This is a genomic window from Flavobacterium stagni (assembly GCF_004122105.1).
GTDB lineage: Bacteria > Bacteroidota > Bacteroidia > Flavobacteriales > Flavobacteriaceae > Flavobacterium > Flavobacterium stagni.
This window is the reverse complement of record NZ_SBKN01000002.1, coordinates 264,966-289,567: the sequence shown is the minus strand read 5'-3', so window position 1 is coordinate 289,567 and position 24,602 is coordinate 264,966. Positions and strand designations below refer to the sequence as shown.

Sequence of the window (24,602 nt, the reverse complement as noted above, 5' to 3'; positions counted from 1 at the left end):
TTTGAAGATTTGAATTTTCGAAAATCTTGATTGCTGCACCGATTGCACCAGCAGTAGCCCCAAAGTCTCGGGAGGCATCCTTTTATGAAGCATTAGCGGAATAAAAGATACAGCGGATGACGCGCCCGGGTGCCCAAATAACCAAAGTGAATTTGTACTTTTGCAAAAAAAAATATTCCGTTGAAAACCCAATACGCTGACGTTTTAGATCAAAAGATATTTAAAGTGGTGACACAAGCGGCTCAAGAATTACAGCTTGAGTGCTATGTGATTGGCGGCTTTGTGCGGGATATTTTGTTGGAGCGCAACCACAAAAAAGATATTGACATTGTCGCTGTAGGTTCGGGAATTGAGTTGGCATTGAAAGTCAGCAGCCTCCTTCCCCACCAGCCTAAAGTGCAAGTTTTCAAGAACTACGGCACGGCGATGTTGCGTTACAAAGACATGGATATCGAATTTGTTGGCGCCCGAAAAGAGAGTTACACAGAAGAGAGTCGGAACCCCCTTGTGGCCTCCGGTTCACTTCAAGACGATCAAAACCGTCGCGACTTTACCATCAATGCCTTGGCGTTTTCTTTGAATGCGGACAATTTTGGCGCATTGGTCGATCCGTTTAACGGGGTGGCCGACTTGGAAGCGAAGTTGATACGTACGCCATTGGATCCCGACATTACCTATTCTGATGATCCGTTGCGCATGTTGCGAGCGATTCGTTTTGCGACCCAATTACAATTTACGATAGTACCCGAATCGTTGGAATCCATAACGCGTAATGCCTACCGTATTGACATCATTTCGGGTGAGCGCATTGTGGATGAATTGCATAAAATATTGGCGACATCCAAGCCTTCGACCGGATTTTTACTCTTGCATCAAACGGGCTTATTGGAACGAATTCTTCCCGAACTGACCGCCTTGAACAATGTAGAGGAAGTGGAAGGTCATACCCATAAAAACAATTTTTACCACACCTTAGAAGTGGTAGATAATATCTGTCCGAACAGTGACGACTTATGGTTGCGTTGGGCGGCATTGTTGCATGATATTGGAAAAGCGCCGACCAAGCGTTTTCACAAAAAACAAGGATGGACGTTTCATGGGCACGAATTTTTAGGCGGCAAAATGGTGAAGAAACTCTTTGCGCGTTTGCACATGCCGCTGAATCAGAAGATGAAATTTGTGCAGAAAATGGTGATGATGAGTTCGCGCCCGATTGTATTGGCCCAAGATATTGTGACCGATAGTGCGGTGCGCCGTTTGATTTTTGATGCTGGTGAAGATGTGGAAAGTTTGATGACCCTTTGCGAAGCCGATATTACGACGAAGAATCCAAAGAAATTTGAAAAGTACCACAAGAACTTTGAGTTGGTGCGCCAAAAAATCGTAGAAGTTGAAGTACGTGATCAGGTGCGCAATTTCCAACCACCCATTTCGGGAGAAGAGATTATGGAGGTTTTTAAGCTAAAGCCTTCGCGGGAAGTGGGGATATTGAAAGACGCGGTGAAAGAAGCGATTTTGGAAGGTGAAATTCCGAATGAATACCAAGCGGCCTATGACTTTGTGTTGGCCAAGGCGAAAGGAATGGGTTTGGTGTAGCTGCTGAGCTGCTGAGCCGCTGAGCCGCTGAGTATCGTGCTATTTTAAATAGAAGTCTTGAATACTTTCTTCTTCCATTTGTTGGAAAAAAACAAAAAATTAACCCCTGTTTAATTGTTCGAATTCGCTCCTGTAATGTACCTTTGTGGGGCTTAAAATTTTGGCACTATGAAAACCGACAAAGGCGTTATTTATTGGTTGTTAACGGGATGTGTAATGGTATTTGTCATGGTCGTTGTGGGTGGTATCACTCGCTTGACCGGATCGGGTTTATCGATGACGGATTGGCATTTGGTTACTGACACCTTTCCCCCCATGAGTGAAGCGGCATGGCAAGCAGCCTTTGACGAATATAAGAAGTTCCCCGAGTACCAAAAAATCAACAGTCACTTCACGCTTTCCGATTATAAATTCATCTATTTCTGGGAGTGGTTTCACCGTTTTATCGCACGGATATTAGGGTTTGTTTTCTTGATTCCCTTCTTTTATTTTTTAATTAAAAAGAGACTGACGCAAGACACCGTCTTAAAATGTTTGACCCTTCTAGGAATGGGAGCATTTCAAGGCTTCTTGGGATGGTTTATGGTGAAAAGCGGCTTGGTAGATTTCAACCAACCCGATGTGAGTCATTTTCGTTTATCCATCCATTTGACCTTTGCCTTTTTGACGTTTGCGTATACATTTTGGGTGGCGTTGGATTTGATTTATGCAGGTCGCCAAGAGGTAATTGCACCTTTGAAAAAGTTAGCGCGCCTGACCTGGATTGTAGTGGTTGTACAAATTATCTGGGGTGGTTTTGTGGCTGGCTTGGATGCGGGCCATGTGCACAACCATTGGCCAATGATGAGCGACGGACAGTTTTTCCATGAAAGTATTGCGTTAGAAAAACCCAATTGGTTGTTGCGTTTTACCGAAGGCAAAAGTGGCGTTCAGTTTATGCACCGTATGTTGGCCTACATCGTAGTGGCCTTAAACCTCACACTTTATTTCCGCAGTAAAAAATATTCGTTGTCAACCACCCAACAACGCGGTTTGAACGCATTACTAGTTGTGGTTTTTATACAAGTCGGATTAGGGATTTTCACCTTACTTTACAATGTGCCCTTATGGCTCGGTGTGACGCATCAAGCGGTGGCTTTCTTTTTATTGGCAGCCATTACGTTTGTGGTGCATCGGGTGAGTAAATAAATATTATAAATTATAAATTTTGAGTTTTAAATTTATTTAGTATACCATTCAATTTATAATTTAGAATAATCAAATTTAAAACAACAACTTTTATCCTAGCCACTCTTTAAACTCCCCTACCCGTTCGCGGGCTACAATGACTTCGTCTGCCTTATAAGTAGGTAAAAGCACTTTGAGACGGGAATTGCTGTGCAACTGAATTTCGCGAATCGCTGCCAGCGGAATAATGAATTTGCGGGAAACACGGAAAAAGGCTTTGGGATCGAGCTCACTTTCGACTTGTTCGACCGTTTGGTCCAAAAGATAATCCCGATTGTCCAACGTATGAATATAGGTTCCTTTGTTTTCGCTGTAGATGCATTCAATTTCTTCTACCGCAATCATTTTCAGTTGTTGACCTACTTTAATGGTGAAGCGCTTCTTGAAGGTTCGATCCAACGGATTCACCAATAACTTGCGAATGGTTTCAAAATCCAATGCCGCGGAAGGCGATACGGTGGCCGTTCGTGCTTTAAACTTGGCAATAGCCGACTCCAATTCGTCTTCATCAATCGGTTTAAGCAAATAATCAATGCTATTTAATTTAAAAGCCTTGAGCGCATACTCGTCATAAGCGGTTGTGAAAATGATGGCACTCTTAATTTCGATAGCTTCAAAGATTTCAAAGGATAAACCGTCGGATAATTGGATATCCAAAAAAATCAAATCGGGATGCGGATTGTTTTGAAACCAAGCAATGGATTCTTCCACAGAGTGCAATAAATGGGTTACTGCATACCCAAGTTTCTCCACTTTGCGTTGGAGTAAGCGCGCGGCTGGTTTTTCGTCTTCAATGATGAGTAGGGTCATAGAGGTTTCAGGTTTCAGGTTTAAAATTTAACGTTGTAACCGATTTTAAACTCAATTTTCTTGCTTCTTGCTTCTTGCATCTTTCTTCTTTCTTCTTTCTTCTAAAATCACTTCTTCTTCTCATCCTCCATATACTGTTGGATTTTGCGTTCTTCCCAGTCTTTTCCCAAAATAAATTCAGGAATAATCACTGATAAAGCGTGACCAAGGAGTCCGATGCCCCAAAAGAAAGCCGTACTGAAAACACCAGGTTGAAAAAGGGTTTCGTTGTCGGGCAATTCCCGAGCAATGGAAAAAATGATGAGTGCATTGACTACCACATACACGAAGGCATGGGTATACAATCCTTTAATTTTCTTCACGCGTTCTTGCGCTGCTTCGTAGGCAAATTGATCTTCTGGTGTCATAACTATTCGTATTTTTTGCGTCTGCGTTGTTCTTCTTCCATAAACTGTCGAATTTTACGTTCTTCCCAACCTTTCCCAAAAAAGGGATGGTGATTAAAAACCCGAATACCGTGGAAGAACACGCCTATTCCCCAACCCACTGTGGGCCAAAAGAACCATAAATGTTCGGGTGAATGTTTTAAGTTGATGTACAAGAAAAAGAGATTGACTAAGATAAATACCATCAGGTGGGAATAAAATCCGCGTATTTCTTTCACTTGTTCTTTGGCTCGTTTGTAATTTTCTTGATCCATTGGTGTTTCCATAGGTACTATTTTTAATTCCATTTACTGGAGTTGTGTTTATTTTTTTGCATGAATTCTTGTATTTTACGCTCTTCCCATTTTTGACCATACCCAAAAGTTCCAAGGGCATGCATGGTAAGTCCGAACCCCCATCCCATCATCGGAAACCAAAACCATTGGTAACCGCCCGTCCATAAATTGATGATCACGAGTAACGGAATCACGGTACAGTAGGAAATCAAATTGGCGTAAAAATCCTTTACTTTTTTCACTTTTTCTCGGGCTCTGAGGTAAGCCGACTTTTCATTGAACTCCTCAACCAAAGTCACAGTTTCAATCGTTTTGGTCAATACCGGCAAATGAACCGAAAAAGTGGTGGCCGAACTGTCGATGCGAACTTTTCGGTCGGTCAATAACTCGTACCGACTGAATATATTCTGGAGTCCGACCCCTTGCCGATCGTCCAAAGTTTCCTTTTTCTGCAAATTATTTGACACGACTAAATAATCGTTTTCCAAGGTAATTGAAATATGTAACGGCTTTTGTTCGCTCACTACATTGTGTTTGATGCAATTTTCAAGCAACAATTGTAGCGATAACGGCACCACTTTGGCTTCTTCGGGAACTGTTGTTAGTTCGGGCAAAGTGAATGTAATACTGTTTTCAAACCGCATTTTGAGTAAGTTCATATAGGTTTTGGCGAAGGCCAATTCTTCATGAACGGTTACCACTTCTTTGTCTTTTTGTTCCAAAACATAACGGTAGATTTTGGATAAGGAAGTAGTGAACTTTTGAGCGGTATCCGGATTTTCTTCGATGAGCGAACTCAATACGTTCAAACTATTGAAAAGAAAGTGCGGATCGATTTGGTTTTTCAAACTTTCAAAGCGGGCATTGGCAGCTCCTGCAATGAATTGTTGTTCTTTGATTTTTCGTTCACTCAAGGCTTTATAGAAATAAAACGCGTGGATAGCCAAGGAAACGATGAGCGTGATGATGATTGAAACCAGATAATTGGCGGGCGATTCTTTGGCTAAGAAGAGTTCCAAAGGTTTACCTTCGATGAACACTTCTTGCCCTAAGTGAAGGAGAAACAATACTCCGATGGTGATGGTGAACGAAGCCAGAAATCCGAACACCAAGCGTTTTGGGGTGAATCGATTATTGGCAAACATTTTATCCAAGCCCATAAACACCACTGCATTGGCATAGTACAGCGTTAAGCCGTAAGTCATGGTGTAGAGGAACATCGGACGGATATCGTTCCAAAAGTCCATTTTAGCACCCAACAAAAGATTGATACCTAGCAACACCAAAAATATGGTAAGGGAAATCCAAAGGGCGCGCGGGAATTCTTTAAGCAGTTTCATGGCGTACTGTTTCTGTATTCGGTTAGATTATTTACACTTTGCCAATTGTTCTTGGGCACGATCGGCACCCCAAGAAGGCGCAAAAGGCATGGCCGGTTTTTCAGCGGCAAACAAAACGGTAGCGCGCTCTACGTCTTTACACAAGGCTTTCACATCGGCACCCGTCCATTGTGCGCCACCAATTTCAAATTCGGCTTTACCAAAAACGGCACGCGGATTTTTAGGATTCAAAGCAATGGCTTTGTTATAGAGTCCGATCACCGTTGCTGAAAGTCGCATACCGTTGGTCATCGGGTCATAAGCAATCCAAGCGGTATGAATTAGTGCTTGCATTACGATTAACTCTACATTGTCTGGAGTTTTTGCAGTTTCAATATCCAAAACGGCTTGTGCTTTGGTCAATAAGGCATTTACATTCTCGCGATTTTTCGGGTTGAATGCTTCCGTCGTGTTGATTAAAGCGATGTAGTAATTGGGTAACCAACTGTTTTTTTCGGCAGCAGCAATACGTTCTAATAAAGCAGCAGCTTCGGTAGGTTTGTTCTCGCCCCAAAGTTGCATGGCTTTTCCCATTCCTTGTTCAAATGGCGCTTGTGCTGTGATGAGTTGTGCTAAAAAGAAAGTGAATGCGGTGATGATTGTTTTCATGATTTCTATTTTTTAAGGTTTTTGATTCGTAATTGTTTTCTTTTTGTTTTTAATTCTGAATCAAAATTCGGTAGAAAGTACCAACATAAAAATTGAAAGATACTGAATTGTCGAAAAATGGGGACGAATTGTAAATTTATACTTTTTATAATGGATTTAGTGCTTTAGTCTGTGTAATTACAGGCAACAAGGGATGAACCTGCTTATTGATTTCTTGTTCCAAAAAATACAAAACCCGTCGTTTTACAAAATGCCGGTGTACCACCAATCCGATGGAACGAACCGGTACTGGATTTTGAAAATTTCGCAAATACGCTTGATCGGATTCCGACAAGGATAATGCGGCCAAATACGGAACAAGCGTCGTGGCTTGATTGGCACGAACAAATCGCAACAAACTATCAATGGAACCCGCTTTGAAATTAAAATTGAGGTGAGTATTGCAATAGTTTTTATCCAAATCACAGAACTTCAAAATTTGGGTGCGCATACAATGGCCTTCTTCCATCAACCAAATATCAGCGGGATCCAGTGCTTCAACGCTCAACGAATTGGTATATTTTTCCCGATAATCCAACAATTGAAAGGGTTCGTTGTACAACGGAATTTCAATCAAATCGGGATCATTGATGGGTACAGATAAAATGCCTATATCCAATTCACGGGATTTGAGTAATCGGGTAATTTCAGCGGTGGTTTGCTCCCGTATCTCAATTTGTAATTGGGGAAATTTTTCAGCAAACGATTGCAAAAACAGCGGTAATAATGAAGGGGCCACTGTGGGAATCACTGAGATGGTCAAATTACCGTTAACTTCTCCTTTAAATTCTTTGGCCAATTCATTCAATACTCCAATTTGGGATTGAATAGCTTTGAGTTGTTCAATAATCACTTCGCCCTCTGCCGTGATTTCAACCGGTTTCTTTTTGCGGTTGAAAATGGTAATACCCAATTCTTCTTCAAATTTGGAGACCATCGTACTCAACGTCGATTGGGTTGCAAAACATTTTTCGGCGGCCAATTCAAAATGGCGAATTTCTGCGACCGCTAGTATATACTCAAACTGACGTATATTCATCGATTTTATCAATATTAGGTTTGAAAATATCGTTTTTATCAATCAAATATACATCATAATTTTACATCTCAAACATATACTAACACAAACCTATTTACAATGAAAAAAATACCCATACTCTTATTTGCTGCCTTTTCAAGTAGCGGATTTGCCCAAGATTCGGCAAAAAAAGATTTGTCACAATGTCCGTTCCACAACGGTACAATGGATGCGGCCAAAACTGATATTAAGGCAACTACTACTAAAAATAGTGATTGGTGGCCGAGTCAGTTGAACTTATCCGTCTTACGTCAGAATTCCAATTTGACCAACCCGATGGATCCGAATTTTGATTACATCAAGGCATTTCAATCCTTGGATTATTTGGCGTTAAAAAAAGACATTCAAGCGGTTTTAACCCAATCCCAAGACTGGTGGCCTGCTGACTTTGGCAATTACGGACCACTATTTATCCGAATGGCCTGGCACAGTGCGGGAACGTACCGTACCGGTGACGGTCGTGGCGGATCGAGTTCGGGTCAACAACGCTTTGCCCCACAAAACAGTTGGCCCGACAATGCCAACTTAGACAAAGCCCGACGTTTGTTGTGGCCAATCAAACAGAAATACGGCAACAAAATTTCATGGGCGGATTTAATGATTTTAACGGGTAATGTCGCCTTAGAATCTATGGGATTTAAAACGTTTGGATTTTCGGGAGGCCGTGCTGATGTTTGGGAACCGGAATCGAATGTGTATTGGGGTTCGGAGTCCAAATGGCTCGACAACAGCAAACGGTACCAAGATGGAAAACTAGAAAATCCGCTGGCGGCGGTTCAAATGGGATTAATTTATGTAAATCCAGAAGGACCGAATGGCAATCCCGATCCAGTTTTAGCTGCAAAAGATATCCGTGAGACTTTTGGCCGTATGGGAATGAATGATGAAGAAACGGTGGCTTTGATTGCGGGCGGTCATACATTCGGAAAAACCCACGGTGCAGGTCCGGCAAGTCATGTAGGTCCAGAACCCGAAGCAGCGAGTATTGAACAACAAGGCTTGGGTTGGAGCAGCAGCTACAAAAGCGGAAAAGGTGCCGACGCCATCACTTCGGGATTGGAAGTAACCTGGACCACAACTCCCGCCAAATGGGGACATGATTATTTCATGTTGCTCTTTGGTAACGAATGGGAATTAACGAAGAGTCCGGCTGGTGCGAACCAATGGGTGGCTAAAAATGGAGCAAATATTGTTCCCGATGCTTTTGATGCCAGCAAAAAACACAAAGCGACGATGTTGACTACTGACTTGTCGTTGCGCTTTGATCCCGTTTATGAAAAAATATCTCGCAATTTCTTAGACAATCCGAAAGCATTTGAAGATGCCTTTGCACGTGCTTGGTATAAATTAACCCATCGTGATATGGGACCGAAAACCCGTCATTTTGGACCAGAAGTTCCAAAAGAAGATTTGATTTGGCAAGATCCTATTCCGGTAGTAAATCACCCCTTGGTAGATGCAAAAGACATCTCCAATTTGAAAACAGCCATTGCTAATTCAGGATTATCTACTCAAGAATTAGTGAGTACTGCTTGGGCTTCGGCATCGACATTCCGCGGTTCCGACAAACGTGGTGGAGCCAATGGCGCACGTATTCGTTTGTTACCGCAACGCAATTGGGAATGCAATAATCCACAACAGTTGAATAAAGTATTGGAGACTTTGGAAGGCATTCAGAAGAAGTTTCAAGCTACTTCGGGTGCGAAAAAAATCTCTATGGCCGATTTGATAGTTTTGGCTGGAAATGTAGGTGTTGAAAAAGCGGCCAAAGCGGCGGGATACCCCGTAAACGTTCCCTTTACTCCGGGTCGTATGGATGCCACGCAAGAACAAACCGATGTGAATTCATTTGCAGTTTTGGAACCGATGGCGGATGGATTTCGCAATTACAAGAAAACACAATATACATTTACCACTGAAGAATTATTGGTTGATAAAGCGCAATTATTAACCTTAACTGCACCTGAAATGACGGTATTAGTGGGAGGAATGCGTGCGATTGGTGCCAACTACAACGGCACAAACACAGGTGTTTTCACTACAAAAACGGGTGCTTTGACAAATGATTTCTTTGTGAATTTATTGGACATGAATACCCTTTGGAAAGCCAAAGATGCCGACAAAGAAGTATTTGAAGGTCGCGATCGCAAAACCGATGCGGTAAAATGGACAGCGACTCGTGCCGATTTAATTTTTGGTTCCCACTCGGAATTGCGTGCATTGGCAGAAGTGTATGCGAGTAGTGATGCCAAAGAAAAAATGGTGAAAGACTTTGTGGCCGCTTGGAACAAAGTGATGAACTTGGACCGTTTTGATATACAATACAAAAAATAATTGCTGCACTCTAAAGTAGCAAAGGGGATGTTTCGTTATAGAACATCCCCTTTTTTGATTTGAAAACAACTTATGATTTTCAGCCCCGATCGTCCCGAAGACTCGGAAGCATCCCCCGATTTCTATTGGAGATTCAGTGAAGAGCGGGTTATAATTGAGTGAAAAAATCGACTTGTGCTGCCTATAAATTATTCAACTGACTCTCTTTTTTGTTGTCACTAATGGTCCAAAAGAAGCCGATAAAGAAAAAACGATCAGCGGTGGGTTGGATGGTTCTTCGATTATACACTCCGTTGGCATCGGGTGAATTGGCATATTCGTACCCAAACACATTTTGCGTTCCCAAAAGGTTGGTCATCGAAAAATATAGGATTTTTTGCGAAGAGATCAAATAAGCCCAACTCAGACTTAAATTGTTGTACGGTTTCGTTTTTCCATTCATAAAAGCCGTCTCGTTGGGATTGTTGAATGGACGGCCCGTCGTAAAGCTATGGGTCACACTCAACTGCGATTTCCAATCGTTGATCCAGTATTTCCCAACCACTGACAAACTATGTTTGGCAATAAAATTTGGGGTCACCGTTGCCGAGAAATTGCGGTAATCGCGTTGACTATCAATGTAGGAATAGGAAATCCAATATTCTAGATTTTTAACTGACTTTCCATCACGCCAAAAGATATCCAAACCGCGAGCATAGCCGGTTCCGGCATTGTTAAACTGACTGTTGAATTGGGCAGCAGGCGTATCGTATTTGATCAAACTTGAATATTCCTTGTCATAAACTTCGACACGAAAGGTTTGACGGTCCCGATTGAACAAATAATTCAAAATATAATGAGCGGCCCGTTCGCTATCCAATTGACTTTCGTATTTCAAATAGTTGGCATTAGGCGCTTGAGTAAATGTTCCATACGCCAAGGAGAATTGATGGTTTTTGGCGGTTTTGTAAGCTAAAGAAACACGCGGCGTTACATTGGATTCTGCTAACAAACTATTGTAAGAATAGCGGGCACCCACTTTGGCAGCAAATTGTTTGGTAAAAATGATATCGGCTTCAGTGTAAAGGGCCGAAATACGGGTTGCATAGCCACTTTTAGATTGGATCGAAGTATTGGAAAAGTCTTCGTTAAAGTCGGTCACAAACTGATCCCCACCAAAACTTACTTTCACGCGATCGGAGAAAGATTTGCGCAATTTCAATTTCAAGTGTACCGCATTTTCTTGGTTAAACGCATTACCCGAATCCAAATGAATTTGATTTTGTCCATGACCGTAACCCATTCCAGTTGTGATTAGCCAACCGTCACCAAAATTTCCTTTGTAGGAAGAGTTTAGATAAAAATTATTGTTGGTTAAATCAACTCGCGTTTTATAAGGTGCATTGATGGTTTCTTGCGTAAGGTCAAAATTGGAATGATCGAAGGCTGCATAGAGCTTAAACATACCAGCTTCAAACTTATGACGAAATACTGATTCTCCAGAAAATGATTGAAAGGGCTTATTCCATTGCACATTTTGAGGCACCAATTTTTGATAAGGTTCAAGATTAAGATAGGCAGTGTTAAAGGTGAGCGAATTTTTACCCCAAACTTGCGTATTGGCCAATCCAAGACCCACGGTCATGAACGAAATATCGGTGCGTTCTTTCACTTCTTCTTCTTTTGAATTTAATAGCAACACACTCGATAAGGCTTCCCCGTATTCAGCAGAATAACCGCCTGTTGAAAAAGACATCCCACTGAATAAAAACGGTGAAAAACGACCGCGAGTGGGGACATTTTGCGTGGTGGCGCCATAGGGTTGTGCCACCCGAATACCGTCAATATAAGTTTGGGTTTCGTCGGCTTCTCCCCCACGGACAAAGAGTCGGCCATCTTCCGCTACGGTTTGTGTTCCGGGTAAAGTTTGCAAAGCGGCAACAATATTTCCGTTGGAACCTGCGGTAGTTACAATATCCAAAGGTTTAAGTACGGAGACACGCGCCCGTTCTCCCGCATCATAGGTTCCTGCAGTAATAACTACAGTATCCAATGTGTTCACACTCTCCCGTAATTTTATTGTTTGGGGCGTGTATTGTTCGAGAGTAATTGTAAGCGTAACAGTATCATAGGTTAACATTGTGATGACCAAATTTTTGGTTCCTTTTACGGTTGTTTCAAATGAAAATTTACCGTTGGCATCGGTAATGGCGCCGTCATAAGTACCGTCAATATAAACGTTGGCACCCACTAACGGTTTATTTTTTGCATCGGTGACGGTTCCCGTAAGCGTTGTTTGGGCAAATCCGATTGTAGTAAGGATTAAAAATAAGAAGGTGGTTAAGGTTTTCATGTGTTTCATTTTCTGGAGCAAAGTTGTTTGTTTTTTGGGGGATAAAAAAAAAGGAATGACCGAACTGTAGAAAAAACGGGATGAATTGTTGAAGGTTAATCAAAATACTTTTTTATATTTGGGGTAGAAAACGTTAATCGTCTAAAAGTAAAGTTATGAAATTCGTAAAATTTATTATTGCTGCAGTTGCTTTTTTAGCTGTACAAACCATTTCCGCTCAGTCGGTTACTTCTAAATGGACTCAGTTGCATGAGTACCATGAATTATTATCGAAAACCTTTCACCCTGCAGAAAATGGTAATTTTACTGCGATTAAAAATTCACACGATTATTTAGTTCAAAAAGCAGAAGCTTTGGATGTAGCTACAATGCCTGCCGACTTAAAAACGCCTGTAGTGGTTGAGAATGTAGCGGTTTTGAAAAAATTGACTAAAAAATTAAGCGAGTTGATTACCAATAAAGCTCCGGATGTAGAAATCCTTCGAACTTTCCAGAATGTACACGATGTGTTCCACAAGATTGAAAAAGAATGTGAACATCCAACAAAATAAAAATTTAACCCGACCATGTGTCGGGTTCTTTTTTTAATCCAATTTCCTGCCGTACTTTTGCAAAAATAATTTTTATGTCAAATGTTTATCTCGGGTTTCATTTTACCGTGGAACCAAAGGAGCCTGCTACAGAAATCTTGATTGCTGAACTAGCAGAATTGCCTTTTGAAAGTTTTGTTGAAAACGATAATGGTGTTTCTGCATATATACAGAAAGACTTATATGAAGAAGGATCGCTTCAAGAGGTTTACATTTTACAATCGGAAGAATTTACTATCAAGTATACCATTGAGGAAATTGATCAAGTGAATTGGAACGAGGAATGGGAGAAAAATTTTGACCCTATTGACGTGGATGGTGTTTGTCATGTACGTGCACCTTTTCATGAAAAAACGGGTGCGCAGTATGATATAGTGATCGAACCCAAAATGAGTTTTGGTACAGGGCATCATGAAACGACGCACATGATGATCCAGCATTTGTTGGCGATGAATGTAAAGGGTATGAAAACCTTAGACATGGGATGTGGAACCGCTTTGTTGGCGATTTTAGCCGAAATGAAAGGTGCACAACCTATTGATGCTATCGATATTGACAATTGGTGTTATTTGAACTCGATAGAAAATGCTGAACGAAACGGTTGCCAGCACATTATAGTTGAAGAAGGTGATGCCGGACTTTTACCTGGTCGTTCCTACGATTTAATTATAGCGAATATTAACCGTAACATTTTACTCAATGATATGCAAACTTATGTAGATTGTTTGCGTCCGGGTGGCACGTTGTTATTGAGTGGATTTTACATCGATGACATTCCGTATTTGGATGCAGCTTGTACAGAAAAAGGATTGAAATTTGAATCGAAATTGGACCGCAATAATTGGGCATCATTGCGTTATAGTAAATAAAAAAATGAATATGAGTACCATTGAAAAAGTAAAAGAATCGGTAGAACTTGCCGAAGCATTGGATTTTGAGAATGAGATTATTTTATTCAATGATGATGTGAATACCTTTGATCACGTAATTGACACCTTGATTCGGGTATGCGATCATACGCCTATACAGGCTGAACAATGTGCAATTTTAGTGCATTACAAAGGTCAATGTGGCGTAAAATCGGGTTCTTTTGAAGACCTTAAGCCGTTGTGTACCGCTTTGCTGGATGCTGGATTGAGCGCCGAAATACAATAAAAAAGTCCCAAACAAATTGGGACTTTTTTTACAAATGCATTTTGCCAATAGCGCAACTCACTAAGGATTTAGCTTTATCGCCAATTGTATTTTGATCGCCAATAACGGGATAACCGTTAAACTTTAATACTTCTTGGGCATGTTGTAGCGCCATTTCATCTAAATAGTCAAAGGAAACTGCACTTTCTTCTACATCTACGTGCACTTCGCCAATATCCTCGAGTTCGGATAATTTTTTGGTTATAGTTCTAGCACAGCCGCCACATTTTAAGTTTTGAATATATACCGTCGTTTTCATCGTATAAATTTTTGACAAAATTACAACGACGGCATGCAACGTTTTGTGACTTTTGTCACTTAATGGGGTAAATAATCTTTAATACAACCATAAATAAAGGTTCCGAGTAAAGCACCGATCAAAACCAATCCGACCGACATAAATCCAGTTCCTAATAAGATAAAAATGGGCCCCGGACAAGCGCCTACCATGGCCCAACCGAGTCCGAAAATCAAGCCGCCAATCCAATAACGAAAGGTTCCTTTTTCTTTATCAGGAATAATAATGGTTGCGCCATTGATGTCTTTCAGTTGCTTTCTTTTTATAATTTGAACGCCAATAACTCCTGTCATTACGGCAACACCAATGATTCCATACATGTGAAAGGAATCAAATTGGAACATTTCATAGATACGGTACCAAGAAACAGCTTCGGCTTTAGTGAGCACAATACCAAAAACAAACCCGACGAGTAAGAATTTTATATATCTCATAATTTAGAAAAGTAAGGGTAAAATAAAATGCGCCATTAAAAGTCCGCCCACAAAAAAACCAATTACCGCTTTGAGGGATTGACCTTGAAAGGCGCTCAACCCAGTGATGGCATGACCGGAAGTACATCCTCCAGCATAGCGGGAACCGAAACCGATTAAAAATCCGCCAAGTATAAGTACAAGTAGCATCTTGGGTTCGGTAAAAACCGTATTCCCAAACATAGCATCAGGCAATAATTTTGCCTGAGGAGCTTCGATATGTAACTTTTCTAATTTCTCAATGGTTACAGGGTTAATTTGAACAATGGTATCATTAGATAAATAGTTTTTAGCGACAAATCCGCCCATCATGGCACCCAAAACAACCACTAAATTCCAGCGCTGACTTTTCCAATCCCAATCAAAGAATGCAATTTTTTTTCCTACCCCTGTCATGGAGCAAAGACTGCGAAGATTGGAAGACATTCCAAATCCTTTTCCAAAATAAATTAATAGTAGCATGACCATCCCGATTAAAAATCCGGAGATGGACCAATGCCACGTACCCATAATTACATCCATAATTTCCACATTTGAGACAAAAATAAAAATCGTGGTTTGATTATTGCATAGAATTTGAGAAATTTGGCTAATATTTAATCGACATGAAAAAAAAACTTGCCTTCGCTTTATTAATTGCGCTTTCGATTAGTTGTGGTGGTGCCCAACTTGTCATCCGAAATATTGACAATACGGCACGAAAGTTACAGACCAAAAATGGTCATTTCGAAATGACAGAATATACAGCAGAACCTAAATACGGGTATACTATGGATTATCCCATCAATTTAGGTTTTGACAATGAACGCAACAATCCGAGAAATGTGGATTATTTTTTCAAAGCTTTGGCAGGACCGAATGGAGAAGAAATTCAGTGGAAAAAAATAGATACCTGTTGTCCCTTTCCGAGCATAAAAAGTAGTACAGGGGCAGGAACACTAGAAATATACGAAGTTACTTTTGGCAATCAAACGCTCACCTTTTATGTCAATTTATTCGAACGAAGTAAAATTGTTTGTCCAATTGGATTAACTATAAAAAAAGATTAACTGATACTCACCTTCTTCCCCACCGAAGAAGGTTTTTTATTTCATATATTTGTACATCAAAAAATAATTTCATGAATTTAAATAATCTACCGCAAATCAAACATACCGATAGCGGTAACTTCTTTATTTTGGCTGGGCCTTGTGCCATTGAAGGAGAAGAAATGGCGATGCGAATTGCCGAACATCTTTCAAAAATTTCAGACCAATACCAAATCCCATTTGTATTTAAGGGTTCGTTTAAAAAAGCTAACCGTTCACGAATTGACAGTTTCACTGGAATCGGTGATGAAAAAGCTTTAAAAATATTACGTAAAGTTTCTGAAACTTTTCATGTTCCCACAGTAACGGACATTCATACCAATGAAGATGCTATCAAAGCGGCGGAATATGTGGATGTTTTACAAATTCCGGCTTTTTTAGTGCGTCAAACCGATTTAGTGGTTGCCGCTGCTGAGACAGGAAAAACCGTGAATCTCAAAAAAGGACAATTCATGAGTCCGGAAAGCATGAAGCACGCCACACAAAAAGTATTGGATTGCCACAATGAAAATGTGATGGTTACCGATAGAGGAAGCATGTTTGGATACCAAGACTTAATTGTAGATTTTCGCGGTATCCCTACCATGAAACAATTTGCGACTACTGTTTTGGATGTAACGCACTCCTTACAACAACCCAATCAAATGTCGGGTGTAACGGGTGGCCGACCGGATATGATTGAAACGATAGCTAAAGCAGGTATTGCAGTAGGTGTCGACGGCATTTTTATCGAAACCCATTTTGACCCGGCCAATGCCAAAAGTGATGGTGCCAACATGTTGCATTTGGATTATTTTGAAGGTCTAATGCAAAAACTTACACTGATTCGAAAAACGATTAATCAATTTTAAAATGAAATTTTTAGTACGAGGTATAATCACCTCATATATTGCCTTAAGTTCTTTTACAAGCATTGCTCAAAATCAAGACCAAGTACAGCCTGAACGCTACACCAAACACAATAAAGGAAAATTTTATATTTTTTGGGGAGGGAATCGGGAATCGTATTCAAAATCGGACATCCATTTCGAAGGAGCCAATTATAATTTTACCGTTCACGATGCAACGGCCCATGACAAACCCAAAGGATGGCATTGTGATTATATCAACCCAGGGAATATGACCATTCCGCAAACCAATTTTAGAATGGGTTATTTCATTTCTGATCATTACAATATTTCGGTTGGTCTGGACCATATGAAATATGTCATGACCCAAGACCAAACCGCTATTGTTAACGGTTATATCAATTTACCAGCTAATGAAGTCGGTTCGATGTACAATGGCATTTACCAAAATGCACCGGTTAATTTTGGAACCAATTTTACTGGGTTTGATGATACGACACCGCCACCTTTTCTCACATTTGAACATACCGACGGACTCAATTATGTGAATACAGAATTTTGTAGAGTTGATGATTTATCCGAATTATTTCATTTGCCTAATACAGATAAATTCCAAATCAACATTACAGAAGGGATTGGATTGGGGGTTTTATATCCCAAAACGAATGCGCGCGTATTAGGTAAGCCAAGACATGACGATTTTCATATTGCAGGTTATGGTGTTTCGGCTAAAGTGGGATTAAATTTTACCTTCTTCAAACACTTCTTTATTCAAACTGAATTAAAAGGGGGATATATTGATATGCAAGACATTAGAACAACTCACAGTTCAACAGATAAAGCCAGTCAACATTTCTTTTTCTTACAGCGAATTATTGCTTTAGGAGGAATTTTTAGAATTTAACAGCCTAAATTAGTATTTTTTTATATTTTTGATAGCTAACAACATAAATACAAACAAACCCATCAATTATTAATTTTTATGAAAAAAATTACTTTATTGATCCTGTTTGCTTTCATGCATTTAACAGGATACTCCCAGTTTCCTACTCCTGGGGTTGAAGGTTTTGAGAATACGACCAATCCGGACGTAGCGACGAATCCTTCACCATGGACTTTAGGAACAGGAGCCACAGGTAACCAGTGGGCAGTTTTTGACAACGGTGTGGGTACCGCCCGTCGTTGGACAATTACCACATCTGCTGCCAATGTTTATGCCGGTACCAATTCGGCGTTCATGAATAATGAAAACATTGGTCAAGGAAACACTTCCGAGGATTACTTGGCTACACCAAAAGTTACAGTACCTACCAACGGTGAATTACACTTTTGGACCCGTTCAACCTTAACCGGTCCGCAGGGTACAGAATATTTTGTTTTGGTTAACCCTACAGCTACTGCAGGGACACAAACCAATATTGCGAGTTATACTGTAACAGCTCAAACATACACTGAAGCAACGCTTTCGACTACCTTTAATGTGTATGAAGAAAAAGTGGTAGACTTATCAGCGTATGCGGGTCAGCAAGTATACATTGCCTTCATGATGCGTTTCACGCAGCCTACTACTGCTTTAGGTGGAGACCGTTGGTTAATTGATTCGGTGAGTTTAGTAGAACGTTGTTTGGTTCCAACCAATTTATCAGCAACAAGTATTACACAGACTTCTGCACTTTTAGGGTGGAACGGTACGGCACCTCAATACGAAGTGGAAGTGGTACCGGCTACTGGTATTCCAACCGGTTTGGGAATAATTGTAACTACAAATTCTTATTCGGCACAAGGGTTAACACCTGCTACACCTTATGTATATTATGTTCGTGCTTTGTGTTCGCAAAGTAACAGTGCATGGGTTGGGCCGTTTAACTTCACTACGGCAACCCCAGGGTTAACGTGTAACTCGGCCATTGCGATACCGACCTTACCGTACAGTACCAATGACAATACGGCTACCTATGCCGACACCAACGACACCAATCAAGGGGGATCGTGTGGTTCGACAACCAATTATATGATTGGTAATGAAGTATATTATTCGTATACACCTACTACAACAGGTGCTATCAGCATCACAATGACACCAGGCGCAACCAACTCGGGTATCTTTGTTTACCAAGGGTGTGCAAATGTGGGTGTGAACTGTGTGGCCGGTGTGGCAGATGCTACTTCTGGTGTACGTAACATTCCGAGTTTGAATGTAACAGCGGGTCAGACCTATATTATTGTATTATCATCCTCTGCAGCAACGCAGAGTTATTCGTATAGTTTAATTATTCAACAATTGAACTGTGCGCAACCCGATGCGTTAACCGCAACCAATATTGGATTAAACGGAGCTACACTTTCTTGGGGTAACCCAGGCAATGCATCATCATGGGAGTATGTAGTGCAGACTTCAGGTTCGGCCATCCCATCAGGATCAGGAACAACTGTGGGTACTAACACAGGTACAGCAGTTACAGGATTAAATCCAGATACCGCTTATCAATACTGGGTTCGTGCCGATTGTGGTAACGGAACCTTCAGTGCTTGGGCAGGTCCGTATGTATTCAACACCTTAGTTCCTCCTCCAGTATGTGGTGGAACGTATACTGACGGTGGTGGTGCAGCAGCAAACTATGCCAACAATGCTGACCAAACAGTAACCATTTGTCCACAAACAGTTGGAGATGTGGTAACTGTAACGTTCACTAGTTTCAATGTAGAAGCGACAAACGATGGTTTATATATTTTCAACGGAAACTCAACTTCAGCACCACAGATTGCCAGTGCCAATGGCGCAGGAGCAGTTCCTGGTGGTTTAGCAGGTGCTTATTGGGGAACTACGAATCCAGGTTCGTTCACTTCTTCAAGCCCTGATGGATGTTTGACATTCCGTTTCCGTAGTAATGCAACCACCACGGCAGCAGGATGGGTAGCCAATGTAACGTGTGCGGCTCCTCCGCCATGTCCAGCGCCATTTTCTTTAACACCAACGGTTGTTTTAGGAACATCAGCTACCTTTACATGGACAGCTGGTGGTACGGAAAACCAATGGGAAATCATTGCACAACCTTGTGGAAATACAGCGCCAACGGCAACAACTGTTGGTACCATTGTTTCTACCAATACTCATACCTTTCAAGGCTTAAATGGGCTGACTTGTTATGATGTCTATGTTCGTGCCATCTGTACTTCACCTGATGTGAGCACATGGACCGGACCAGTATCCATCACAACACAAGTTGCACCTCCAGTATGTGGTGGTATTTATGTTGATGAAGGAGGATTAACAGGTAATTATAACAACAATACCAACCAAACGGTTACAATCTGTCCGGATGTTCCAACCAATGTTGTAACGGTAACTTTTACAAGTTTTGCGACAGAAGCCAACTGGGATGGTATGTATGTTTTTGACGGTACATCTACTTCTGCTCCTCAAATTCCTAGTGCAAACGGTCCAGGTAACGTTCCTGGTGGTTTGGCCGGATCCTATTGGGGAACATTGACTGGAGCAAATTTACCTTCATTTACCTCTTCTGCTCCAGGCGGATGTTTGACTTTCCAGTTTATTAGTGATGTAATCATTAATGCTGCTGGATGGACGGCTAATGTTGTTTGTCAAGCACCACCTGCTTGTCCTAGCCCTTCGGCTTTAACCGTAACAGGAGTAACACATAATACAGCAGTATTTGCATGGACTTCAGCTTCGACCACACCTACTTCGTGGAATGTAATTGCTTTACCTTGTGGTTCACCTGTGCCAACAGCTACTACAACTGGCTTCTTTACTTCAAATACTACATCCTATACATTTACTACATTATTACCTAATACTTGTTATGATTTTTATGTACAATCCGTTTGTCCTGACGGATCAACAGGTTGGTGGATTGGTCCAAGAAGTGCTACCACTCAAATAGCACCTCCAGCTTGTGGTGGCGTGTTTACTGACCCTGCAGGTCCAAATGCAAACTATGCAAACAGTACCGATTATACAGTAACTATTTGTCCGAACTCACCTAATGAAGTTGTAACAGTTACTTTCACAGAATTCAATACTGAAACTAACTGGGACGGTTTGTATGTATTTGATGGAAATTCAATCAATGCTCCTCAAATTGCAAGTACAAATGGACCAGGAAATGTTCCAGGTGGTTTGGCTGGTTCCTACTGGGGTAACTTGACAGGAGCTAACTTACCCGGTCCATTCACTGCTTCTACTGTGGGTGGATGTTTAACTTTCCGCTTCAGAAGTGACGGAACTGTGAACAATCCCGGATGGATTGCTAATGTAACATGTGAGCCTGCTCCTCCTTGTCCAAAACCTGTGGCATTAAATGTTCAACAAGTAACACAAACATCTGCTCAATTGTATTGGACAGAACAAGGTACTGCGACACAATGGGAAATTTTCATTGTACCTCTTGGAGGCTTACCTCCTAGTGGATCTAGTATTGGTATTCTAACAACTCAAATGCCTTACACCTTAACTAATTTACCTGCTGGAACAGCTTACACTTTCTATGTACGTTCAATTTGTAACGCGTTGGGTGAAACAAGTACATGGTCACAACCTTATACTTTTGGAACTTTACCTGTGAACGACGAATGTAGTAATGCAACTTTTGCAGTTGTTAATCAAAACTTAAACTGTGTGCAAACTACTCCAGGTACTTTAATTGGTGCAACACAATCTAATCCTGTAGTTAACTGTCCTCCGGGTGTTGCCAATGATGACGTATGGTATACATTTACCGCTACAGCACCAACTCACATTGTATCTTTTAACAATGTTACTGGTAACGCTGATTTAGATTATGCCATTTTTACAGGAACAGCTTGTGGAAACTTTACTCAAGTTAACTGTAACTCTGCTGACAACTTAATTCCAGGTACTACCTATTATATTCGTATTTACTCAGCATCTGCTGCTACACAATATGTGAATTTTAATTTGTGTATCGGTACATTACCCTGTGCAGAGGCTCCTGCTTTTTGTACAGGTCAAACCGTTACTTATGCAAATTCAACTAACGTACCAAGTTTAGGTCAAATTGGATGTTTATTTACATCTCCGAACCCAGCTTTCTTCTTCTTACAAGTAAATCAAGCGGGGCCTTTAAGCTATTTGATTTCTCAAGTGGACAACAATGGAACTCCACGTGACGTTGACTATGTGGCTTGGGGACCATTTACCGATTTGAATACAGCTTGTATTGGGGTTCCAGCTAACCCAATGGCGGGTCAAATCCCAGCATTAACTCCGGCACAAGGATGTAATGGTACTCTGCACGCTTGTAGTTATTCTGCAGCTCCGCAAGAGATTATGTGTATTCCTAATGCTCAATTGTGTGAAGTGTATGTAATTATGATTACCAACTTCTCGAATCAAGCGGGTACAGTAACTTTTACTCAAACCAATACAACCGGTGGTACTACAGCTTGTTTCCCATATAATGTGTTTGAATATGATTCAACGTATTATTGTCAAGATGGAGTAGATCCAACTCCTATTTTAGCTGCAGGTGCTACGGCAGGAACCTATACTGCTACACCGGCCGGATTAGTGATTGATTCATTAACGGGTACAATTGACTTATCAGCAAGTGCACCAGGCGCTTATGTAGTTACAGCTACAACGGCTACTACTATTGGTGGTACTTGTAACACCATTCCATTTATCACTACATCACGCACAGTAATTATTACTGCACCTGCTAATGCGACAATTGCTTATAGCCAACCTGCATATTGTAATAATGACTTTACACCTCAAACGGCAACAGTAACAGGTACAACAGGTGGAACTTACAGTGCTTCTCCTGCAGGCTTGAATATCAACACTATCACAGGAACCATTATTCCTGGCGCTAGTTTACCTGGCGTATATACTGTTTCTTACTCAATTCCAGCAATCGGTGGTTGTGCCGCATTTGCTGCTACTACAACTGTTACTATTAATGCGACACCGGTAATTCCATTTATGGCCAATGTAGTACAATGTGGTGATTACACCTTACCTGCTTTGACTGTTGGAAACTACTTTACAGGTCCTGGTGGAACGGGAACGCAATTAAATGCAAATGATATTATTAGTACATCACAGACAATTTATATCTATGCTAGCTCGGGTACTACCCCAGACTGTACAAGTGAACGTAGCTTTACAGTAACTATCACTCAACCGGTGGATCCAATATTCCCTGTTATCAATAGTATTTGTCAAAATGCTACTGCACCTGTATTACCGACTACTTCCGATAATAACATAGACGGTACATGGTCACCAAGTGTAATTGACACTAGTATTTTAGGTTCGACCGATTATGTATTTACACCTAATTCAGGAGAATGTGGAAATCCATTAACGGTAAGTATTTTAATTACAACGCCACTAACACCTACATTTGATCCTATCACGGTATGTCAAGGTCAGACAGCACCTGCGCTTCCAACCACTTCAACTAATGGAGTTTCTGGAACATGGAATCCTGCAACTATTGATACATCAACCATCGGTAACTTTGATTATGTATTTACACCAAGTTCAGGAAACTGTGCGGTAGCTGTTACTTTAACAGTAGCAATAACAGCTCCAACAGGTACGCCTACCTTCACACAAATTGCTCCAATTTGTCAAGATCTATCGGCTCCTGCTTTACCAACAACTTCTGGTGAAGGCATATCAGGTACTTGGTCTCCAAGTGTAATTAGTACGACAACGGTTGGAACAACTACCTACACGTTTACACCAAATGCAGGGCAGTGTGCAAATACAGCTACGATGGATATTACCATTTTCGCACCGAATATTACACCTACATTCACCGCTATTGCTCCAATTTGTCAAAATGGCACTGCTCCTACTTTACCAACTACTTCCAACAATGGTATTACAGGTACTTGGTCAGGAACGGTTGACACGACAACGGTTGGAACACAAACCATCAACTTTACACCGGATGCGGGACAATGTGCTGTTGCTACTTCAATTAGTGTAACTATCAATGCACCTACTACACCAACATTTAATGCTTTAGCTGCTGTTTGTCAAGGAAGCACTGCAGTGACCATTCCGACAACTTCTACCAATGGAGTTACGGGTACTTGGTCTCCAGCCACCTTTACCACAGCAACTGCAGGTACGTTTACTTCAACGTTTACTCCAGATGCTGGACAATGTGCGGTAGGTACTACTATCAGTATTACGGTTCATCCAACTCCTGATGTTTTACCAATTTTAGATGTTGAAGCTTGTAATAGCTATACATTACCTGCCTTAACTGTTGGTAATTACTATACAGGTCAAAATGGTACTGGAACACAATTGAATGCCGGAGCTGTGATTACCGCAACTACTACCTTGTATGTTTACGCACAAAGTGGTACTACACCTAACTGTACGGATCAAGAAAGTTTTGATATTACCATCACTCCTTCTCCAGCATTTACAATTGATGGAGGTTGTGTAGGATCGGTATATGTATTGGAAGTTATTCCTTCTAACTTTACAAGTACAAACGCTTCTTACTTATGGACGAATAGTTCAGGTGCCACTGTTGGAACAGGCGCTACCTTGAATGTTTCTGGAGCGGGTGTTTACAATGTAACGGTTACTATTCCAAATGGAACTGGATTCTGTACCGATACACAAAGCTTTACAGCGAATGATGTAACGTGTTCGATTCCTAAAGGTATTTCTCCAAATGGAGATGGTTTGAATGACAATTTTGACTTAACCGGAATGAATGTTCGTCAATTGAGCATTTACAACCGTTACGGTACTAAAGTGTATTCAAAAGGAAATTATACCGACCAATGGTATGGACAATCGAATGATGATAACGAACTTCCTGATGGAACGTATTACTACGTAATCGAGCGTGATGGCGTAAGTGACAAATCAGGTTGGGTTTACATCAACCGTGAAATTAAATAATCACGAAATTCTATAAACAAAAGGAGGTTCTTTACTGAACCTCCTTTTTTTTGCACTTATCT

The 24,602-nt window shown here is 41.0% G+C and carries 20 protein-coding genes; 10 read left to right on the top strand and 10 right to left on the bottom strand.

Annotated elements, in window-relative coordinates; genetic code table 11:
* The first annotated feature begins 180 nt into the window (after positions 1-180).
* Positions 181-1,596 (top strand): CCA tRNA nucleotidyltransferase, encoded by a 1,416-nt coding sequence (locus EQG61_RS05655; protein WP_129460932.1) that lies wholly within the window; start codon positions 181-183, stop codon positions 1,594-1,596.
* A gap of 168 nt (positions 1,597-1,764) precedes the next feature.
* The gene (locus tag EQG61_RS05650; protein WP_129460931.1) at positions 1,765-2,784 is read left to right on the top strand and encodes a COX15/CtaA family protein; all 1,020 of its coding nucleotides are present in this window, start codon (positions 1,765-1,767) and stop codon (positions 2,782-2,784) included.
* A 90-nt stretch (positions 2,785-2,874) separates the two neighbouring features.
* Here EQG61_RS05650 and EQG61_RS05645 read toward each other — a convergent pair whose 3' ends face one another.
* The 6 genes from EQG61_RS05645 to EQG61_RS05620 form a co-directional block, all read right to left on the bottom strand.
* Entirely contained in the window at positions 2,875-3,633 is a 759-nt protein-coding gene (locus EQG61_RS05645) for a LytR/AlgR family response regulator transcription factor (RefSeq protein ID WP_129460930.1), read from the bottom strand.
* A gap of 107 nt (positions 3,634-3,740) precedes the next feature.
* Complete coding sequence (locus EQG61_RS05640; protein WP_129460929.1) at positions 3,741-4,040, bottom strand: 2TM domain-containing protein; 300 nt, start codon at positions 4,038-4,040, stop codon at positions 3,741-3,743.
* Positions 4,041-4,042: 2 nt separating this feature from the next.
* Positions 4,043-4,366, bottom strand: a complete 324-nt coding sequence (locus EQG61_RS05635; protein ID WP_235829030.1) for a 2TM domain-containing protein — start codon at positions 4,364-4,366, stop codon at positions 4,043-4,045.
* Positions 4,357-5,694 (bottom strand): histidine kinase, encoded by a 1,338-nt coding sequence (locus EQG61_RS05630; RefSeq protein ID WP_129460928.1) that lies wholly within the window; start codon positions 5,692-5,694, stop codon positions 4,357-4,359. Before EQG61_RS05630 ends, EQG61_RS05635 begins: the two co-directional genes overlap by 10 nt.
* 27 nt (positions 5,695-5,721) lie before the next feature.
* Positions 5,722-6,342, bottom strand: coding sequence for a hypothetical protein (locus tag EQG61_RS05625; protein WP_129460927.1), 621 nt, complete (start codon positions 6,340-6,342; stop codon positions 5,722-5,724).
* A 145-nt stretch (positions 6,343-6,487) separates the two neighbouring features.
* Positions 6,488-7,420 carry a LysR substrate-binding domain-containing protein gene (locus EQG61_RS05620; protein ID WP_129460926.1) on the bottom strand — a complete coding sequence of 311 codons (933 nt, stop codon included), beginning with the start codon at positions 7,418-7,420 and terminating at the stop codon, positions 6,488-6,490.
* 99 nt (positions 7,421-7,519) lie between these two features.
* Between EQG61_RS05620 and katG the strand changes: the two genes are divergently transcribed.
* Positions 7,520-9,793 carry a catalase/peroxidase HPI gene (gene katG, locus EQG61_RS05615; protein WP_129460925.1) on the top strand — a complete coding sequence of 758 codons (2,274 nt, stop codon included), beginning with the start codon at positions 7,520-7,522 and terminating at the stop codon, positions 9,791-9,793.
* 181 nt (positions 9,794-9,974) lie between these two features.
* Here katG and EQG61_RS05610 read toward each other — a convergent pair whose 3' ends face one another.
* Entirely contained in the window at positions 9,975-12,125 is a 2,151-nt protein-coding gene (locus EQG61_RS05610; protein ID WP_129460924.1) for a TonB-dependent receptor, read from the bottom strand.
* Positions 12,126-12,280: 155 nt separating this feature from the next.
* On the opposite strand from EQG61_RS05610, the gene EQG61_RS05605 reads away from it, so the two are divergent.
* From EQG61_RS05605 to EQG61_RS05595, 3 genes are all read left to right on the top strand, one after another.
* The gene (locus tag EQG61_RS05605) at positions 12,281-12,676 is read left to right on the top strand and encodes a hypothetical protein (RefSeq protein ID WP_129460923.1); all 396 of its coding nucleotides are present in this window, start codon (positions 12,281-12,283) and stop codon (positions 12,674-12,676) included.
* 74 nt (positions 12,677-12,750) lie between these two features.
* Positions 12,751-13,584 carry a 50S ribosomal protein L11 methyltransferase gene (gene prmA / locus EQG61_RS05600; RefSeq protein ID WP_129460922.1) on the top strand — a complete coding sequence of 278 codons (834 nt, stop codon included), beginning with the start codon at positions 12,751-12,753 and terminating at the stop codon, positions 13,582-13,584.
* A gap of 10 nt (positions 13,585-13,594) precedes the next feature.
* Complete coding sequence (locus tag EQG61_RS05595; RefSeq protein WP_129460921.1) at positions 13,595-13,870, top strand: ATP-dependent Clp protease adaptor ClpS; 276 nt, start codon at positions 13,595-13,597, stop codon at positions 13,868-13,870.
* Between the two features lie 28 nt (positions 13,871-13,898).
* Here EQG61_RS05595 and EQG61_RS05590 read toward each other — a convergent pair whose 3' ends face one another.
* The 3 genes from EQG61_RS05590 to EQG61_RS05580 are packed head-to-tail and all read right to left on the bottom strand — an operon-like array spanning position 13,899 to position 15,202.
* The gene (locus EQG61_RS05590) at positions 13,899-14,168 is read right to left on the bottom strand and encodes a heavy-metal-associated domain-containing protein (protein ID WP_129460920.1); all 270 of its coding nucleotides are present in this window, start codon (positions 14,166-14,168) and stop codon (positions 13,899-13,901) included.
* 59 nt (positions 14,169-14,227) lie between these two features.
* Complete coding sequence (locus tag EQG61_RS05585; protein WP_129460919.1) at positions 14,228-14,641, bottom strand: DUF6691 family protein; 414 nt, start codon at positions 14,639-14,641, stop codon at positions 14,228-14,230.
* Between the two features lie 3 nt (positions 14,642-14,644).
* Positions 14,645-15,202 carry a YeeE/YedE family protein gene (locus tag EQG61_RS05580; RefSeq protein WP_129460918.1) on the bottom strand — a complete coding sequence of 186 codons (558 nt, stop codon included), beginning with the start codon at positions 15,200-15,202 and terminating at the stop codon, positions 14,645-14,647.
* An 83-nt stretch (positions 15,203-15,285) separates the two neighbouring features.
* Between EQG61_RS05580 and EQG61_RS05575 the strand changes: the two genes are divergently transcribed.
* The 4 genes from EQG61_RS05575 to EQG61_RS05560 all read left to right on the top strand — a co-directional run bounded on the left by EQG61_RS05575 (position 15,286) and on the right by EQG61_RS05560 (position 24,540).
* A complete protein-coding gene (locus EQG61_RS05575; protein ID WP_129460917.1) occupies positions 15,286-15,729 on the top strand; it encodes a 2-dehydro-3-deoxyphosphooctonate aldolase in 444 nt (147 codons plus the stop codon).
* A 71-nt stretch (positions 15,730-15,800) separates the two neighbouring features.
* Positions 15,801-16,619 carry a 3-deoxy-8-phosphooctulonate synthase gene (gene kdsA, locus EQG61_RS05570; protein ID WP_129460916.1) on the top strand — a complete coding sequence of 273 codons (819 nt, stop codon included), beginning with the start codon at positions 15,801-15,803 and terminating at the stop codon, positions 16,617-16,619.
* 1 nt (position 16,620) lies between these two features.
* On the top strand, positions 16,621-17,520 hold the full coding sequence (locus tag EQG61_RS05565; RefSeq protein ID WP_129460915.1) for a hypothetical protein: 900 nt from the start codon (positions 16,621-16,623) through the stop codon (positions 17,518-17,520).
* Positions 17,521-17,598: 78 nt separating this feature from the next.
* Positions 17,599-24,540 carry a fibronectin type III domain-containing protein gene (locus EQG61_RS05560; RefSeq protein ID WP_129460914.1) on the top strand — a complete coding sequence of 2,314 codons (6,942 nt, stop codon included), beginning with the start codon at positions 17,599-17,601 and terminating at the stop codon, positions 24,538-24,540.
* Positions 24,541-24,602 lie beyond the last annotated feature (62 nt).